Source organism: Shewanella vesiculosa (assembly GCF_009994065.1).
Classification (GTDB): domain Bacteria; phylum Pseudomonadota; class Gammaproteobacteria; order Enterobacterales; family Shewanellaceae; genus Shewanella; species Shewanella vesiculosa.
Map to the genome: position 1 here is coordinate 224,504 of NZ_JAACSD010000004.1, position 18,669 is coordinate 243,172.

The 18,669-nt window shown below is 41.3% G+C and carries 17 protein-coding genes; 6 read left to right on the forward strand and 11 right to left on the reverse strand.

What is annotated here, in order from left to right:
• Positions 1-75: 75 nt before the first annotated feature.
• The 4 genes from GW828_RS03270 to uvrD all read right to left on the reverse strand — a co-directional run bounded on the left by GW828_RS03270 (position 76) and on the right by uvrD (position 5,318).
• Entirely contained in the window at positions 76-1,095 is a 1,020-nt protein-coding gene (locus GW828_RS03270) for a hypothetical protein (RefSeq protein WP_273057895.1), read from the reverse strand.
• A 184-nt stretch (positions 1,096-1,279) separates the two neighbouring features.
• Positions 1,280-2,197, reverse strand: coding sequence for an alpha/beta hydrolase (locus tag GW828_RS03275; protein WP_124015092.1), 918 nt, complete (start codon positions 2,195-2,197; stop codon positions 1,280-1,282).
• A 33-nt stretch (positions 2,198-2,230) separates the two neighbouring features.
• Positions 2,231-3,091 carry a 4-hydroxybenzoate octaprenyltransferase gene (gene ubiA, locus GW828_RS03280; RefSeq protein WP_124015361.1) on the reverse strand — a complete coding sequence of 287 codons (861 nt, stop codon included), beginning with the start codon at positions 3,089-3,091 and terminating at the stop codon, positions 2,231-2,233.
• A 37-nt stretch (positions 3,092-3,128) separates the two neighbouring features.
• On the reverse strand, positions 3,129-5,318 hold the full coding sequence (uvrD, locus tag GW828_RS03285) for a DNA helicase II (RefSeq protein ID WP_124015093.1): 2,190 nt from the start codon (positions 5,316-5,318) through the stop codon (positions 3,129-3,131).
• 448 nt (positions 5,319-5,766) lie between these two features.
• On the opposite strand from uvrD, the gene GW828_RS03290 reads away from it, so the two are divergent.
• On the forward strand, positions 5,767-6,645 hold the full coding sequence (locus tag GW828_RS03290) for a LysR family transcriptional regulator (RefSeq protein WP_182741600.1): 879 nt from the start codon (positions 5,767-5,769) through the stop codon (positions 6,643-6,645).
• 117 nt (positions 6,646-6,762) lie between these two features.
• On the opposite strand, the gene GW828_RS03295 is transcribed toward GW828_RS03290, so the two are convergent.
• The 3 genes from GW828_RS03295 to GW828_RS03305 form a co-directional block, all read right to left on the reverse strand.
• Positions 6,763-7,701, reverse strand: a complete 939-nt coding sequence (locus GW828_RS03295) for an SPFH domain-containing protein (protein WP_124015095.1) — start codon at positions 7,699-7,701, stop codon at positions 6,763-6,765.
• Complete coding sequence (locus tag GW828_RS03300; protein ID WP_182696734.1) at positions 7,701-8,630, reverse strand: SPFH domain-containing protein; 930 nt, start codon at positions 8,628-8,630, stop codon at positions 7,701-7,703. The genes GW828_RS03295 and GW828_RS03300 overlap by 1 nt, the downstream gene beginning before the upstream one ends.
• 117 nt (positions 8,631-8,747) lie before the next feature.
• Positions 8,748-9,209 carry an NfeD family protein gene (locus tag GW828_RS03305; protein WP_124015097.1) on the reverse strand — a complete coding sequence of 154 codons (462 nt, stop codon included), beginning with the start codon at positions 9,207-9,209 and terminating at the stop codon, positions 8,748-8,750.
• Between the two features lie 474 nt (positions 9,210-9,683).
• Between GW828_RS03305 and GW828_RS03310 the strand changes: the two genes are divergently transcribed.
• The gene (locus GW828_RS03310; protein ID WP_124015098.1) at positions 9,684-10,436 is read left to right on the forward strand and encodes an outer membrane protein OmpK; all 753 of its coding nucleotides are present in this window, start codon (positions 9,684-9,686) and stop codon (positions 10,434-10,436) included.
• Positions 10,437-10,534: 98 nt separating this feature from the next.
• On the opposite strand, the gene udp is transcribed toward GW828_RS03310, so the two are convergent.
• A complete protein-coding gene (udp, locus tag GW828_RS03315; RefSeq protein ID WP_124015099.1) occupies positions 10,535-11,293 on the reverse strand; it encodes a uridine phosphorylase in 759 nt (252 codons plus the stop codon).
• Between the two features lie 457 nt (positions 11,294-11,750).
• Between udp and GW828_RS03320 the strand changes: the two genes are divergently transcribed.
• Entirely contained in the window at positions 11,751-11,966 is a 216-nt protein-coding gene (locus GW828_RS03320) for an HP1242/YdcH family protein (RefSeq protein ID WP_124015100.1), read from the forward strand.
• 83 nt (positions 11,967-12,049) lie between these two features.
• Here the strand turns inward: GW828_RS03320 and GW828_RS03325 are convergent, their stop codons facing one another.
• Positions 12,050-13,225 (reverse strand): type III PLP-dependent enzyme, encoded by a 1,176-nt coding sequence (locus tag GW828_RS03325; protein ID WP_124015101.1) that lies wholly within the window; start codon positions 13,223-13,225, stop codon positions 12,050-12,052.
• Positions 13,226-13,579: 354 nt separating this feature from the next.
• Here GW828_RS03325 and GW828_RS03330 point away from each other — a divergent pair, with 354 nt between their 5' ends.
• Positions 13,580-14,413, forward strand: coding sequence for a mechanosensitive ion channel family protein (locus GW828_RS03330; protein ID WP_124015102.1), 834 nt, complete (start codon positions 13,580-13,582; stop codon positions 14,411-14,413).
• A gap of 230 nt (positions 14,414-14,643) precedes the next feature.
• Here the strand turns inward: GW828_RS03330 and GW828_RS03335 are convergent, their stop codons facing one another.
• Positions 14,644-15,627, reverse strand: coding sequence for a nucleoside hydrolase (locus GW828_RS03335; protein WP_273057894.1), 984 nt, complete (start codon positions 15,625-15,627; stop codon positions 14,644-14,646).
• A 473-nt stretch (positions 15,628-16,100) separates the two neighbouring features.
• On the opposite strand from GW828_RS03335, the gene GW828_RS03340 reads away from it, so the two are divergent.
• Both GW828_RS03340 and GW828_RS03345 read left to right on the forward strand, forming a co-directional pair.
• On the forward strand, positions 16,101-16,517 hold the full coding sequence (locus GW828_RS03340; protein ID WP_124015104.1) for a hypothetical protein: 417 nt from the start codon (positions 16,101-16,103) through the stop codon (positions 16,515-16,517).
• Positions 16,514-16,708 carry a helix-turn-helix transcriptional regulator gene (locus GW828_RS03345; RefSeq protein WP_124015105.1) on the forward strand — a complete coding sequence of 65 codons (195 nt, stop codon included), beginning with the start codon at positions 16,514-16,516 and terminating at the stop codon, positions 16,706-16,708. Before GW828_RS03340 ends, GW828_RS03345 begins: the two co-directional genes overlap by 4 nt.
• 481 nt (positions 16,709-17,189) lie before the next feature.
• Here GW828_RS03345 and nhaC read toward each other — a convergent pair whose 3' ends face one another.
• Entirely contained in the window at positions 17,190-18,602 is a 1,413-nt protein-coding gene (nhaC, locus tag GW828_RS03350; protein ID WP_182741603.1) for a Na+/H+ antiporter NhaC, read from the reverse strand.
• Positions 18,603-18,669 lie beyond the last annotated feature (67 nt).

Genomic DNA, 18,669 nt, shown 5'->3' on the forward strand with positions numbered 1-18,669 from the left:
GGCTTAGTTCGCCAGTACTGATTTACTCACAAAAAATGCGCTTTCATCAGCGCATTTTTTATGTGTTTTTGAAGATTACTCAGCCACAGTAACTCTACTATTGTTAAGCGCCTGAATGAACCGCTGCGGACTATCCACACTCAAATACACCGTTTTCATCGGTTCAGGTAACTGACCCATACCACCATGATAAATAACCGCACGGTTTAGAGTAATAATGACATTACATTGTCCGCGGCCAATCATAATCGTTTCTGCTTGATCTTTATTTAATTCGATTGATTCTTGATGTGTCACACTGGCTATATCGGCCATGCTTATCACCATAAATCCCCACAAGGAGTTATTGATAACTAGGTTGTCTCGCATAAAATATAAAGAGTAATAGCGTGACAGTCGATGGTTAGCCACGATAGACATCAAGGTATAGGCAATGATGCTTGAGACAATAATCGCCACCCACTCACTCCACGATGCCAGTAATACGTAACTCAGACTCGACGCACCAACACAACCAATAAGCATTAACCACACATGCCAGCGTGTAGCGCTAACAAGATTGATATTGGCAATTACTGGTGGATGATGACGTGAAAACCATGGGATAGAATAAAACCAGTTAGTCGCTTCACTGGCCATAATAAGCGCGATAGTTAAGCTTTTATCATCACCATCTCGATAGGTTTCCACCGCACCGACTCGAGGATCGCCCTTTAACTTTCGTACCTTAATCAAGCCACGAGCTACGCTGACAATTAAGTACAGTTGGATCACTAATAACACGGCAATAATTGGGTAGCGCAGCCAGGCCACAAACTCAAAGTAATGGGCAATTTCTGCAGGAAAACTTAGCCGTGCAACCAAGCTGCTTAAACTGAAAATAACTATTATTTTCCACAGTTTCTGGGCGCCCATTTTAATAATGCAATACCAATAACACAGTGGTAGCAACACAAAATAAAGCGCTGAAATAATACCCAGCGTCAACTTGTCAGCATGGCTCGTTAACGACGCTGGGGTTAACTGAACGCCTAAGAAAAAACTGCATAGCATTAACACTAAAAAAACTAACCGATACTTAACTGTTGCTCTCATTCAATACTCATCCTTGGGTAATCTCAGTTTAATTAATGCTGCACTGTAGAAATTGATATGGGGGTAAATAAAAATAAAACAAGTTATTAACATATCAGCAAAAATGCATTGTACGCAGATTGATTGCCACAAAAATGGTTACAGGAAATGATTACAGGATATAAAGGATCGACAGTGGACTTAGCTAGATGCTTCGTTTAAACAGCCAAGATAAACCGTGTATTGCCGTGGTTGGAAAAGCCATTGAATGGTCTGCTTCAGGGATGAGCAAAAATTTAAGCTGTAATGTACCTGCTTGAGCAGAAGGGTGAGATTGGAGTAGTTTAAAAAAAGCGCGCGCATCGGTAACCATCTGATGACCATCATGGGTGTAAGGTGGTTTTTCTAATTCGCCAATGCCAATAAACACCTTGGCAGATATTGCTGACGTTTGCTGGAAACGCTGAGCAAACTGCTGCAATAATTGTTTATTATCGAACCATAGAGATGGGCTACCCAACACGTAATACGCAAATAGCTTTGGCTGTTCTAATAAAATATATGCGCCGAGTAACCCGCCTAACGAATTACCCACAAAGGTGTTTTGTTGGGTGTCGACTCGATAGTTTTTTTCAATAAAGGGCATAACAACCTGGCTGATAAAGGCAACGTGGCGCTTAGCCTCGCCAGTAGGTAGTTTCCAACTCGCATCGTGACTTGGGGTATAGTCGCGGATCCGACTCGCCGAACCTTTACTTGGTCTCTGATAGCCAATAGCGACTAAAATAGCTTGCTGCATCATATTGGTGTTCATTGGAAATCGCGTCGCACCAGACACCACTTGCAAGCTATACATAGAATCCGTCATATAGACGACAGGGTAACGATGAGTGCTATTGTGGCGATAATCTTTTGGCAATTTGATCATCACTTGATAGTGGCGATCACCATCTTCAAGCACAAATTGACGGGTACGAGGAATATTAACTAGCGCAGCAGAAGAATGCACATCAGCAGTGTTGTTTGGTAAGCCAGCCAGTACAGCATCATTGTGAGTTGACGCACTGGCGAGGGATAACCAACAACACATTATCGCGACGATTAACCAAACAGTTGTTTTCATGCATCCCTGCCACAAGGTAATAAACCACAAACCTTAAATCATATAATCCAGTGCAAGTGCAATGAACACTACCATGCCTGCCCAGTTATTATTTAAAAAGGCTTTAAAACATGGTGCACGTTCACGACCAAAGATTAATCGTTGCTGGTACACACCAAACCCAATGAAGCTGATAATGCCCAAGCCATAAATAACCCCACGATCGGCCACCAGCCCAGCCATAACAAAACACCCTAGGGCAGCAAGTTGAAATATGCCGATAATCTGTCGATCAAAGCGGCCAAACAAGATGGCGGTTGATTTAATGCCGACTTTTAAGTCATCGTCACGATCGACTATGGCATACATAGTGTCGTACGCTACCGTCCAACACCAATTCGCCATAAATAACCACCAAGCTTCCACTGGCACTTCACCAAGTTGAGCGGCATAGGCCATCGGAATAGACCAACTCCACACAATACCTAAAAACATCTGTGGCATGTTGGTCACCCGTTTCATAAACGGATACATCACTGTTAGCACAATCCCGACCACAGATAACTGCACGACTAATGGATTGAGTAATAACACTAAGCTAAACGCAAGCAAACCTAAGACAGTAAATAAGCTCAGCGCCTCTTTAACAGACACTTCGCCCGATACTAAAGGACGCATACTGGTGCGCTCAACATGAGCATCTAAATTGCGATCAGCAAAATCATTAATAATGCAGCCATTAGCACGCATAATGACTACGCCAACCACAAAAATCACCAGCACCTTAATATCTGGTAACCCTTGAGCAGCTAACACTAAGGCCATTAAACATGGCCAGAGCAGAAGTAAGGTGCCAATAGGTCTATCAATCCGCATCAGTCGCGCATAAGCATGCAGCTTGTCTTGCAATAACATTGGTTTCATCTCTCCCTGATTTTGCCAGCGAAACACCTTAACAACGCTCTAATTTTGCTAATGACACTAACAGCCATTTACTGCCAAAATCGACAAAATTAACTTGTACACGGCCTTTTTCACCAGAACCTTCAAAGCTAGTCACAACCCCTTCGCCAAACTTAAAGTGCTTCACTTTAGAACCCACTTTATGGCCTGTATCATTAAAACCATGAGGTTTTTTAGTTACAGTAACCGCTGCTGCACGAGCAGGGAAACGCTGACTAATTGATGGCGTGACCTGCGCACGAATGCGAATTTGTTCAACAAACTTTTCAGGAATCTCATTAATGAAGCGCGATGGGCTGGCATAATCTTCACGACCGTAAATACGACGAGATTCAGCATAACTGATATACAGTTTTTGCATGGCACGGGTCATACCGACATAACACAAACGGCGTTCTTCGTCTAAACGATCGCCTTCGTCTAATGCCATCTTGCTCGGGAATAATCCTTCTTCAACGCCCGCCATAAACACCATTGGAAACTCAAGCCCTTTTGCAGAATGCAAAGTCATCAACTGAACGGCATCGGTAAAGGCATCAGCCTGACCTTCGCCAGCTTCTAATGCAGCATGAGACAAAAAGGCATTTAACTCGCCCATGTCTTCAAGCTCTTCAGGCATTTCGAAACTGCGCGCGGCTGTGACTAATTCATTTAAGTTTTCAATTCGCGCTTGGGCTTTCTCGCCTTTTTCAGCCTCGTACATGGTACGCAAGCCAGAACGATCAATCACGCTATCTGCCATACGGTACAGCAACATATCTGCCGTATCCGTACGCATTGCAATAATCAGTTCCATAAAGCCATTGATGGCATTAGCCGCACGTCCAGCAAGGACCTTTTCTTCAATTAAACTCACGCAAGCTTGCCACAGAGTCAGCTCATGCTGTCTTGCGGTTGAGCGGATAATATCCAAAGTACGATCGCCGATACCACGAGCAGGGGTATTCACCACACGCTCAAATGCCGCATCATCATTTTGGTTATTAATCAGACGCATATAGCCCATCGCATCTTTAATTTCTTGGCGCTCGAAAAAGCGTAAACCACCGTAAATACGGTACGCTAACCCTTTGTGTAAAAAAGCCTCTTCTAATACCCGTGATTGCGCATTTGAACGATATAAAATAGCGCATTCGCTCAAACTACCGCCTTTGTCATGCCAGTCGCTAATGCGACCGACAATAAACTTGGCTTCATCCATCTCATTAAAGGCGCAATAAACCGAAATCGGCTCACCATCTTTATCTTCAGTCCATAACTCTTTGCCCAGACGGTCAGGGTTATTAGAGATAACCGCGTTAGAAGCATTCAAAATATTCGCGGTTGAACGATAATTTTGCTCTAAACGAATGGTAGTCGCACCGGAAAAATCTTTTAAGAAACGATGTAAGTTTTCTATTTGCGCACCACGCCAGCCGTAAATTGACTGATCGTCATCACCAACTATCATCACATTAGCAGTATTACCCGCTAACACCCGGATCCACGCATATTGAATCGCGTTAGTATCTTGAAACTCATCGACTAAAATATGACGGAAGCGCTCTTGGTAATGGGCAAGTAAGTGTGGCTTATTGAGCCATAACTCGTGAGCACGCAATAAAATCTCAGCAAAGTCGACCAAGCCCGCGCGATCGCAAGACTCTTGGTAAACCTTATAAATATTCAGTAAATTTTGCTCAATCGGAAAACCACCCGCATCAATATGCTTAGGGCGTAAACCTTGGTCTTTTTTACCGTTAATATAGCCTTGGGCCTGACGAGGAGGATATTGCTTCTCATCTAAATTAAGGCTTTTAAGAATACGTTTTAATAAACGCAACTGATCGTCTGAATCGATAATCTGAAAGCTTTGCGGTAAATTGGCATCTTGATAGTGAGTGCGAAGTAAGCGGTGAGCTAAACCGTGGAATGTACCTATCCACATGCGCCCCATGTTTGTGCCCACAACCTTTTCAACCCGTTCACGCATTTCTGCCGCGGCTTTATTGGTAAAGGTCACTGCCAAAATAGAATATGGACTTTGTTGTTCTACTTGCATTAACCACGCAATACGATGAGTTAATACACGGGTTTTACCGCTACCGGCACCCGCTAACACCAACATATTTGAAAGTGGCGCGCCGACTGCCTCACGCTGCTTATCGTTTAGGCCGTCTAATAATGATGATACGTCCATTCTTCCTCCCAGAAATCTGCGGGACATTATATCTTAAATAGCGGCTTAATGGCGTGCAATACTTCAGCTATTTTATAACAACAATTCACTGCTCTGGCTGAGATAATCTAGTCAGCGGAGTAATATCAAAGCCACTAAAATCATCGGGTTGTGATGTTTAACTGCGACAATGAGGCCTAAATTGACAAAGTCGTAAGCGAAAATTACTATACAAATAAAGGTGTTAATTAATTTTAGTATTAGCCAATAGCTCTGATAGTTGCTAAAACGCACTAAATAGATGACTAAAAACAGTAGATTGATTTTTTATACTTGTGGTAAATAAGCTGGGTAATTGTGCTTGTTTAGGACCATTTATTTTAAGTAACCTGTTTACTATCCTTGTTAATACTCAAGCCGATTAAAAATGCATTTATTACCCACAGCATGAGCTGTATAGGTTGTCATATTGGATATCAAAGATTTAGAGTTATTCATTGCGGTAGCAAAGTTAGGCAGTTTTTCTAAAGCTGCAAAATCTTTTGATACTCGCAGAGCATTAGTCAGTCGTCGTATTGGGGAAATAGAAAAACAGCTCGGGGCACCTTTATTTACCCGCACCACAAGAGTAATGACTTTAACCACCGCGGGTCGGCAATACCTTGCTCAAATCGAACCTTTAGTAAATCAATTAAATCATGCTGGTTATGTGTTCAAACATCGTCATGACGAAGTGCAAGGCAAGTTGCGCATTGGCTTACTGCCGTTTGTCGACAAGCTTATGGATAAATATATCGCTCGTTTCATTCATGCTTATCCGCAAGTGCAATTAGAAGTATTAATTGTCTCCGCTGGCAGCAAAGAGCTCAATCGCTTGGGACTCGATGTGATTATTGATGCTAATGAGGTCAATGGGGCCAACCTTGCGGTTCATAAACTGACAACCTTCGAGCGTAAAATCTATGCTAGCCCAGGTTATTTAGAAAAATCATCACTGATAGAGAATACCGATGATCTGCAATATCACTCTTTATTGGGCTTTAGAGATGCCCATGGCCAACTTGAGCAAACTTGGCATTTTCAACACGCTAATGTGCCCACGCACTACAAAGTTATTTGCAGTGATTTTAACTCCCTGTATCACTTCTGTTTAGCGGGAGCGGGTATCGCATTGTTGCCACATGTGATCGCTGATGAAGCTGTCGAGCTGGGGCAATTGATTAACATTTTACCGCAACACAGCATCGGCTTTGCTGATATCAGCTTGGTATACTCCACCAAAAGCCCTCAATCTTCCGTGGCCAAAGCCTTTTGCGAGCATTTGTTTACCGAAATGGCGGCGAATTAGAGTACTAAACAACTCACGGTAATATGTAATAAGCCATAAAAAAAGGTTAGCGAATTTGCTAACCTTTTTTGTGTCAATGTTCACTGCCCTGCGATCAAGAGCGCTTAACCGAGATCACTATTTCTGATCGTCTTTCAAGCCAATACTGTCCATCCAGTATTCAAAATTCACTAAGTTACCCGGTAACACAATGCGGCTATCAGGTTTGCTTAAGCCATCGAGTTGTCTCATATATTGCTCACCGAGTTGCATCCGCAAAGCACTTTGCCCACCTTCAGATGAAATCACCACAGCTAAGCGCTCAATTGATTCAGCCGTCGCTTTAGCTAACGTCAAAATCTCTTGAGCTTTACCTTCGGCCTCATTGATACGGCGTTGCATTTCACCTTCAGAGCGGTTAATGGTTTCCGCCATCACACCTTCTGAACGGTTAATTTTGCTTTGCTTATCACCTTCACTTTTAGCCAGCAATGCCCGGCGCTCACGCTCGGCATTCACCTGCATTTCCATGGCATTTTTAACCGTTTCAGGTGGAGTAATATTTTTAATCTCATAACGGTGAACGCGAATCCCCCACATAGAACCAGCTTCATCGAGCACTTCCACCACTTTAGCTGAAATCACATCACGCTCTTCAAAGGTGCGATCTAGATCTAGGGTTCCGATCACTGAACGTGTTGTTGTTTGGGCTAGCTGAATAGCAGCATAACGGTAATCAGTAATACCATAACTGGCTTTAACGGGATCGGTAACCGAAATATAAATCACCCCATCCACTTCAACATTCACTTCATCACTGGAAAAACACTCTTGCGGCGGTACATCAATGGTTTCTTCCTTTAAGTCGTGGATATAAGCCACTTTATCAAAGAAGGGGATCAGAGCATGGAAGCCTGCATCTAAAGTACTGTGATATTTACCTAAACGCTCAACAATATAAGCTGACTTTGTCGGAACCAGGCAAATAGATTGAAATAATTTCAGCACAAAGATAGCAAAAATAATGCCCCAAATCGCCATCACGATAAGATCGGTATCAATTCCATTAAACGACATTAGCGTGCTCCTTTTTCTGATGAATTGGATACGGCATGAGTCACTTGTTCCATGCCTTCAAAAAAGCCTTCTAACTTAGCCATTTCTGCAGGCACCACTGAGACTTGAGCTTCAGATAAAATCTTACCAACTTGACCAATAAACTGCTCTTTTAACAGCATATTCATTGCATCATTGCCACCATTAACCGTTAAAGATTTACAGATCATTTCCATGCCTTCAGCCTTGGCATTAGCAATAATCGAAATTTCTTGTCCGGTACCTAAAGCCTCATTAATACGTTTCTGTTTTTGACCTTCAGATAAATTAATCGCTTCTTGGCGTTCGCCTTGCGACATATTAATCATTGCCGCTTTTTCAGCATTGGCTAAGGTGATTTCAGCTCGCTTACGACGCTCAGCTTCCATTTGTTTTTCAAGGGTATGAATCACTTTTTGCGAAGGTGAGATATTCTTTATTTCATAGCGTAAGACTTTGATCCCCCAAGGATCGGATGCTTTATCAATTTCACGCACAATCGATTCATTTAAACTGTCACGCTCTGAAAACGTTTGTGTCAATGTCAGCTTACCAATTTCTGAACGCATAGTGGTTTGCGCTAAGTTAACTGCTGCACGGCGATAATTTTCAATACCATAACTGGCAAGCTTACCGTCCATCACCTTAAGGTAGACCAAGCCATCAACCTCTAATTGGGTGTTATCTTTTGAAATACAACTTTGTGGTGGCACATCAAGCACTTCTTCACGCGTGTCGTGTCGATAAGCAACGCGATCGACAAACGGAACAAGAAAATGAAACCCTGGCTCGAGTACGGTACGGAACTTACCTAAACGCTCAATGACATGTACTTCTCGCATTGGCACGATTAACATTAATTTGTACAAAATGAATAATACAAATAAAAAAACAATGGTTAACACAAACATATCTGCTCCCTTTTAATCTGACTTTCCTAGATGACGCTTAATAGCTATCACAGCACTATATTATTAGTTTATTAAATAAAAATGTTGGTTAAGTACAAATCACAATACTCAAAATCACTATACTGAATCAATTATAGGCTCAACAACAAAAGCAATATTATCCCGACAAATAATCCTAACTTTGGTGCCCTTTTTTATCAGAGTACCATCACCTAATGCAGTCCAATTAGAGCCTAAGCAGCTAATTCTACCGGTCTTTTGACCTGGGCCTATGGCTTGCTTTACGATAGCGACCTGGTTATAGAGGTCCACTTCTTCGTCGGTATTATCCACATGAGAATCCCCTCCGACCAAACGTTGGGTCACATGACGAAAACTCAATAACAGCACCATAGAGGCCATAAACCATAGTGTCAGACTTTGCACCAAGCCTTCGACAATGCCAATAGCCAGTGCTGATGCGACGATAACACAAGCCGCACCCAATAAAATAACAATGCCCCCAGGAATGACAATTTCCGAGAGCATTAATAACAGCCCAAGTACTAGCCAGACTGCAATGGGATTTGAAAATTCCATATTATCCTCCATACAATGAGAATGACCTTAAATTTACTATAACAGCTTTATGAACCATTGCGACATATTATGTCAATTAACTTGTTTTATTAAATATGATACGCACCTCATCAACTCAACATTGTCTGCAGATAAAGTAAAAACATTAACTTATATAGCTAGTGAATTAAGCCTCAGTGACCAGTATAAAAATGACACGTCCCCTTCACCATAACAGTGCAAACATATCACCGCTGTGTGTCACATCATATTGGCAGTGTTATTAAGCATTACATTATTATATTAACCACGAAAACAATGAAATCTGTATATTTGGCTCAGTTTTAATTGTGATTTATCACAATATTGAATATATTGCGCCCCATTGTGCACCAACAGAAATAATAGCTCACAAATTTACACTCAAGCGAGCTACAATTAACTCTAAAATGCTCCATTATGGCGAACTTGGCCACTTAACTAACCGGAAGAAAAATGAAAAAAATCTGCCTATTAGCAACACTTATACTTTCTCAAAATGTTTTTGCTGATGATTTAGTGCAATGGTGGGATGTTAGCGCAACTGTCTTGCATGGCGAAAACTATGACTTAGCACCATCAGAAAGGCAAACCACTATTACGCTGGAAACCGCTGGCGGCTGGAAATATGGCGATTGGTTTGTCTTCCAAGATTTTATTAATTTTAATGGCAATAATAACGGTGTTGATAGCACCACTTATGGCGAAATTTCACCGCGTTTTAGTGCGAGCAAAATATTAGGTCAGCCAGTTGGCTTTGGTGCGATAAAAGATGTCTCTTTAGCACTGACTTTCGAAGAAGGTGAAGGCCCAGTTAACAGCATGCTTTATGGTATTGGTTTAGATATTGACGTACCATTTTTTAGCTACTTACAGCTAAACACCTACCGCCGTGATGCTATAAGCAATGGTAATATCAGTGATGGTTGGCAATTCACCCCAGTATTTAGAATCGACATGCCTATCGGTAATGCCAATATAATTGTTGATGGTTTTATTGATTGGGTATTTTCTGCCGACAATAACGGCTATGACGAAAACCTACACATTAATCCGCAAATCAAATATGACTTAGGCAAAAGTTTATTTGGTGATCACAAACAAAACCAGCTGCTAGTCGGTTTTGAATATGATTACTGGCAGAGTAAATATGGTGTTGCTGGTATTGATCAAAATACCTATTCAATCATTGCACAATATCATTTCTAATCCGCGTAGCAATTGATAATAATCAGCTAACAAAAAAGGTGCCTAGGGCACCTTTTTTAATACGTATTTTTACGTAATCGCTGATTAAAAGCGTTAACTTACGCTAGCAATTTTTTCGCTGCTGCGACAACAATAGAAACGGCACTCACTTCAGTTTTCTTCATTGTTGCTTCATCAGGAATTTCTTGCTGTGTACGGTTAACAATAACACCCGCAACACATGCTGCACGCCAACCTTGAGTCGCACACATAGTAAATAGTGTCGCTGATTCCATTTCATAGTTCAGCACGCCCATTGATTGCCATTCTTTCATAGAACCAACAAAACGCTGAGTAATGCGACCAGACACAGTATCGTAACGCTCTTGACCTGGATAGAAGGTGTCAGAAGAAGCCGTGATACCAACATGTGGTTCTACACCTGCATCACGACATGCTGCTACCATAGCTGTAGTACATTCAAAGTTTGCTGCAGCTGGGAACTCAAGCGGTGCAAAATGTAAACTCGCACCATCTAAACGCACAGAAGCTTGGGTGACAATAACATCACCTACATTGACGTTTGGTTGAATGGCGCCAGTGGTACCTACGCGCAAGAATGTTCTTACACCTAGTTGTGCTAATTCTTCAACTGCAATAGACGTTGATGGTCCGCCGATACCTGTTGAACAAACAACCACAGCTTTGCCATCGATATAAGCTAAATAGCTAGTATATTCACGATGACTTGCTAAGAATGTTGCATTGTCCATTAGCTCGGCAATTCGCTTAACACGTTCTGGATCACCAGGAACGATTGCTAAGGTTGCGCCATCTAACATTTTTTTAGTTAATCCTAAGTGAAATACATCGGACATTATGAAAACCCCTTTCATTTTTGAATATTAAATTCTTATATCACAGACTTTAACCTAGTCTTTCGAACGATAAGGTTAACTTGATCACATATAAATTCATAATAGATAATATTGATTCGTTAAATTATTACTAATAAATGACCATAACCCACCAAATACATGGACTTCAGCATAATGGAGGACAGGCATAAACAACAATCTATTTATCTAACCCAAAAAGCATTAACGTGATTTACATCAAGTTAACCTAACAGCAATGATTCTAGGCTGAAGCTAACCACCATCACAGATTGTCAGGCACATACAATAGTCGCTTTAATATATGCCATCTTTGGAAGAGCTGTTGATACTGCTGCAGGGACTCATGATTTTATACAATCAATGTCAATTACCATAATGCCATTAATCTGTTCGATATGAGATCGGCATTGTCAACTTAACTTATAAGGAGTCACGTATGTTTCCAGAGTACCGAGATTTAATTACAACACTTAAAACAACTGATAATCATTTTTTAAAAAAATTTAATGAACATAATCAGCTTGATGCAGAAATTACCGAATTAGAAAAACACAGTAGCAGCGATGCTACACCAGAGCTAAAACTAATGAAAACTAAGCGATTACATCTTAAAGAACAAATATTTGAGATGTTAAAAAGCCATCAGGAATAAAACTAAGTTCAGGTCACAGATAAAAATAAAGGACGCACTAGCGTCCTTTTGTCTTACAAAGAATGATATCTAAAACCAATCAGTTAAAGGTAATAATCTTTAAGTGGCGGAAAACCGTTAAAACAGACTGCCGAGTATGTGGTGGTGTAAGCACCTGCAGTTAACCAATACATGCGATCACCAATAGCAAGATCAACCGGTAAACCATAACTGTAATGCTCGTACATAATATCAGCGCTATCACAGGTTGGTCCGGCAATCACACACTTATCTAACTCCCCTCTGCGGTCAGTGTAGATAGGGAATTTAATGGCTTCGTCCATGGTTTCAATTAAACCAGAGAATTTACCCACATCAGTAAATACCCAACGCTCTAAAGCGGTGTGCGACTTACGTGAAATCAAGACCACTTCAGACACCAATACGCCGGCATTTGAAAGTAATGAACGACCCGGTTCTAAAATGATTTCAGGCAATTCATCACCAAAATCTTCTTCTAGGAAATGCTTAATCTGCTGTGCATAAATGCCTAACTCATTAGTTTTATCCATGTAGTTAGCAGGAAAACCACCACCTAAGTTAATCATTTTAAGTACGATGCCATGTTCTTCTTTTAAACGGTCATAGATACTTTTTACTTTGCCGATAGCAGAATCCCACGCACCGATATCACGTTGTTGTGAACCTACATGGAACGAAATACCATGAGGTTGTAAGCCTAACTCTTTTGCTAACACTAATAAGTCATAAGCCATTTCATTTTGGCAACCAAACTTACGCGATAAAGGCCAGTCAGCGGTGTGGGTACCTTCAGTTAAAATACGTACATATACTTTTGAACCTGGGGCTTCTTCAGCAATCATACGTAAATCAGCTTCAGAATCTGAAGCGAACATACGAACGCCTTGCTTATAGAAAGAGCGAACATCTACACGTTTCTTAATAGTGTTGCCGTAGCTAACACGATCAGTAGAAACGCCTATCGACGTCACCATTTCAAGTTCGTAAATGGATGCAATATCAAAGTTTGAACCTTTATCTCGCAATAAAGTTAAAATCTCTTTGGCCGGATTTGCCTTAACCGCATAATAAATATTTGCGAAAGGAAAATTGGTAACCATATCATCGTATTGTTTCGCAACGATTTGGGTGTCAATAACGACAAATGGCGTTGGCTTATCTTCAGCAAATGCCTTAATGCGGTCAAACGTGTCCTTGTCATAATAATCTGCAACATCAATCGATTGAAATTGGCTCATTAGGCCAGTGCCTCCTGTTAGTTGGGCGAAAAAAGTGTCAATGCTATTGTGTAAAAACATGCGCAGTAAACGATATTTCTAATCATTACGCAACGAATTTTTATGCAGAAAGTGTAGTTTTTTATTCTTTAAAGCAATTTAATCAAAATGTCTAAATTGCCAACCCACTTATCCGCATAATTGATTCGCTTTTGTGCCTAAAAGTATAGTCATTCGTGAAGATAATGCGCATGAAGCCAGTAAAATATTTCACTATGATGGCTTTTACACTCGCCTCAGATTTAGCCCTGAGTATGAAAAGTTGTTATTATCTAGGTTGATATCAACTCAATGATCTTCAATAAGGAACATTAAATGAACGAACCCAGTTTAGATCAAGAGCTCCAACAACTGCAAAATGTTTATAGTCTCATCACTGAGTTTGTCATTGAATATAGTTTTCAAATCGCAGGCGCAATTATTATTTTCTTATTGGGGCTTTGGCTTGCCAGTAAAGCTGCCAGCATAGTCGCCGCTCAACTGCAAAAACATAACATTGATATCACCCTCAGTAATTTTGCCTCAAACTTAGTCAGAATAATCATTATCGTAATGGTCGCGGTAATTTGTTTAGGCAAACTGGGAATTAGCGTAACACCTATGGTGGCTGCAATTGGTGCCGCCTCTCTAGGTGCAGGCTTGGCATTACAGGGCATGCTAGCTAATTATGCTGCTGGCGTTACAATTATTGTTACCCGCCCTTTTGTGGTGGGCAATACCATTGAAATTAAGGATGTTAGTGGTGTTGTCGAGACAATAAAATTAGGCCAAACCATTTTAACGAATGAAGAAGGTGAGCAGATCAGCATCCCCAACAAACATATTATTGGCGAGATTTTACATAACTCATTCGCTTATAAGCTGGTTGAGAATAAATTTAATATTGATTATCAAGCCGATGCCGATCACATTATCCAATTAATAAACGCTGTACTAGCCGCCTCACCTGCGATTTATCAAGAAAAGAAACCCTTGGTTGGCATCAATGGCTTTAATGCTATCGGTATTGAGATTGGCGTACGCTATTGGGTGCCAACACAACGTTACTATGAAGAAAAATATCACACTAACTTAGCTATTATGAAGGCGCTAACGGCAGCAAACATTACTATCCCATGTCCTGTGAAGGAAATTCATTTACAGCGCTAGTATTAGCATTTGGGCGGTTAGTCTTCAGCGCTATGGAGGCCAGCACATAACGCTTAGCCTCCCTCGTTGCAGCATAAGCTAACGTCTAACTAAAAGTCGCGAGGGTTACACCCAATATAACGAGTCTGCATGCTATGCAATTTTTACATCGCAGTGGCTCAGCCGGCACAAAACAGCCAATAACAGCACCGTTATCTGAGTAAATACAACTGCACTTTTACGTTAATTCACTAACTGGATGGTTTCAAGCGTGCGGCATATTCGATGATACTGCTGCGGTATAACTCCAACAACTCGAGATTTTTTACTGCAACACCAACCTTTTGTGAGGGCTTACTCATCCATTCATCATGCAGATACACACGGCTATCTAATTTCTGAATAGTCATTCCTTCAGCGACTCCATCGGTCACGACCCGTATTGGCCCTTCTCTAAGAGTAAAAAGCGTTGGATTAATCACATAGGCAATCGCTGATGGATCGTGTACATGGCAAGCCTCGAGGCCAACTTTTTCACTGTAAAACCGTAAATAGAACCGGCTAATATCCCAAATAAACTGGCCTACCTCACCAGCATCATCGCGCAACTTATCAAGATACTCTCGGGTAAAGAAACTTTGCTCGGTGACATCTAAACCAATCACTACCACAGGCCAAGAGGCGGTTAAAACCATATCAGCCGCATGAGGGTCATCATGAATATTGGCTTCAGCAAATGGAGTCACATTGCCACTGTGATTGTTCTCACCAAAGGCCCCACCCATGATGACCACTTGTTTAACTAAATCAACAATCGTGGGATCAGCCTGAAGCGCGAGTGCAAGGTTAGTTAACGGACCGATAGCTACCAAGGTAATTTCACCTGGCTCGGCTTTTACTGTATCGATAATATATTGATATGCAGGACGAGGATCCGCTTGCCCCTCGACCTCAGAAGGAACCATGACATCACCAAAACCACCTTCGCCATGAACAACTACTGTAGGTCCTAGCGGAGATCGTACGATAGGTTTACTCGCACCTGTGACAATATCAGCCTGTAACTGATATTTTTGCTTAAGATAAAGCGCATTATGGGTCGCATTTTCAATGGTCACATTGCCATAAACCGTGGTGATCGCTTTTAGTTCAATTGCTGGATGCGCTTGGGCAAATAGAATCGCAAATACATCATCAATACCGGGATCTGTGTCTAATATAATTTTAGTTATCATGGGGATAGCTGTCCTACTCAATTTAGGTGAATTGATTAAAATGATTTTTACTGGCTATTTGGCGATTATACTCATAGACACTTCTATGTATATCAACAAGATAGTCGACACTTTAGTCCAATATAAATACACAGAGGCTCATGAGTGACTTAGCACTATACAAAAATCATCATGATGTAAGTGTGATAGCGCCTAAACTTGCAACTAAAAGTGCCCTCAGTTATGCGCTTACATTCATATTTAATCACTCATTTATTCATTTATTCATTTATTCATTCGCTAAAAACCATAAATAAGTTCATTCATCACTCGAATGACACAAGGTGATGCTTAGTTAAGGGTTTTGCTTCTATCATCAATTTAAGCCACGACTAAAAGTAAAGCGTGCTTGACATTTATTGTGAGGTTGCGTTAACTTAAGTCAAGCTTACTTTACTTAATGACAAACAAACACGACCAAAGGAGTATTAATCATGTCATCACAATCAGATCCACGAGACTGGAAAAACGCCAACAAACAAAACACTGCTCGCTTAGCAAAGTGGACCTTCGCTTGGGTGATCACTATGGCCATAGCAAACTTTGGCCCAATATATCTGTGGCAACAACAAGCCATCACAGCTCTGGCCATTGGGATTAACTTTATAATTGGTATTGGGATGATTATGGCCAACCGCCGCCAACTACTTGGCCTAGATGAGCTACAGCAAAAAATTCAATTACATGCGATGGGACTCAGTCTAGGGGTGGGGTTAATAGTTGGTTTAAGCTACTCAAATTTAGACACCACTAACCTAATAAGCGGTCATGCTGAGATTTCACATTTGGTCATTATCATGAGCCTAAGCTATTTAGTTGGCATAATTCTAGGTCATAGGAAGTACCAATGAAAAATCGCTTAAAAGTGCTCCGAGCAGAGCAAGGCTTTACCCAAGCACAGCTAGCTGATTTACTTAATGTTTCTAGGCAAACCATTAATGCGATCGAAACCGGTAAGTTTGATCCCAGTTTACCATTAGCCTTTAAAGCTGCCAGATTGTTTAACTTACCCATTGAAAGCATTTTTGAAGACGAAGTCTAGCTAGTAGCATTAAAAATAAACATTATAAAATACCCATATTATGCAAAATCAGACTTGTGCTTAACAGAGGATATTTTAGGCTTTATTGAGTTAAATTGGATTCATAAAACCGCATGAAAGACAGAGATAAAATTAGCATTGTGACGCTAATTAAGCTTATTGAACGCTAATATTTAACTCTTCGGTTATGGATTAACGTCATTTTATTGGATATGTGAACATCATTAAAACAGTGGGCGAACCACTAGAGAGGTAAGACAACTCACCCTTAACGTTAACTGAGTTTGACTATTTAGCCTGTATATTTCAAACGTAAAATAGGCCTTTTATATTAAAAAGGCCACTGTGACGCTTAAGAGGAATAATCCATATTCTCTACAATACATGTTAAACACCCCAGCGGTCGATTCAACTCAAGCATTGACCAGATTTACAGTATTAACCCTAAAAGCCCTACTCACTGATATAAGATTAATCTCCTTTACGTCAGCGCAGGTTTGGTTTTTGGTTTGAGAAGACCAATGCCAAAGGCGGCCATTGCCACTGCTATGATGGCATTAAGGTAGTTGAAAAAAGCATAGGGTGCGTAGTCAAGTACGTTTACCCCTAGCGTGGCAGTATAAAAGGCACCGGCCGTGGTCCACGGAATAAGGCCTGTGGTCATAGTGGCCCCTTCTTCTACTGAGCGCGAAAGAATGGCTGCCTCTACATTTTGTTGCTCATATTTGGGCTTAAACAGTTGGCAACTTAGAATAATCGAAATATAAGCCTCACCCATAGCAATGTTACCTAAGAAGCCGGACATAATCGTCGTCGCAATAAGGGTGGCGGTGCGCTGCACTCTTTTTATAATACCGGCTAATAGTGCGCTGAGAAATCCCGCGCCGTGCAAAATTCCGCCTAGCGCGATAGCCATTAACGCCAGCAGTAAGGTCCAGCTCATGCTGCTAATGCCACCGCGACCAAGCAAAGCATCTAAACTGGCAATACCGGTTGATTCGGGCGTATTTTCCCACAGCGCATTTAGCACAGAGATAGCACTTTGTTGCTGATAAAAAATCGCAATTAACACAGCAAGTATAATACTGCATGACATAGTCACTTCAGCGGGCACTTTTTTAATGCTCAGTACCGCGAGTAAAATCAGGGGTAATAAGGTGATCAGCGGCGTAAGGCTGTAATTGTTAGCAAGTGCTGTTTGAATTGAAGTGACCTCTGCCAAGTCTATATTTTGCTCGCCATAGTTCAATCCGATCACTAAAAATATTAAAAAAGTGAGGATAAAGGTCGGCGTTGTGGTGAACAGCATGGCATAAATATGTCGATAAAGATCGGTGCCAGCACTCATAGCGGCGAGGTTTGTGGTATCTGAAATCGGCGACATTTTATCGCCGAAGGTGGCACCGCAGACAATCATACCTGCAACCAAAGGCAGGGGAATATTCATGGCAGAACCAATGCCAATAAAAACCACGCCTAAGGTGCCGACGGTACCCCAAGATGTTCCAGTTGCTAGCGACATCAAGGCGCACAGTAATAAACCGACAGCCAGAAACAAACTCGGACTCAGCCAACTAAGGCCATAATAAATCAGCGTGGCGATGGTGCCACTGTGCATAAAACTGGCAATCACCATGCCGATCAATATAAATATATAGATGGCAGGCATGGCTCTAGTGAGGGCGTTAGTCATCAACTCACGTATATGTATATAGCCGTAACCAAGACTAAAAGCGTTGAGGCCTATCCACAACAGACACAGGAACATCAATGTATGCAGGCTGATCCCTAGACCAAAAAGCCCACCTGCAATGGTGATGATAATCACGCTAAAACAGATAAGAGACTGCAAAAAACTAGGGCTACGGGGTAAGTTGGGAGTGATTACAGACATTGGCACACATTATGGTAACAATTGAGATAAAGCTGAGTATATCAGTACAGATAATTGGGTAAACTAT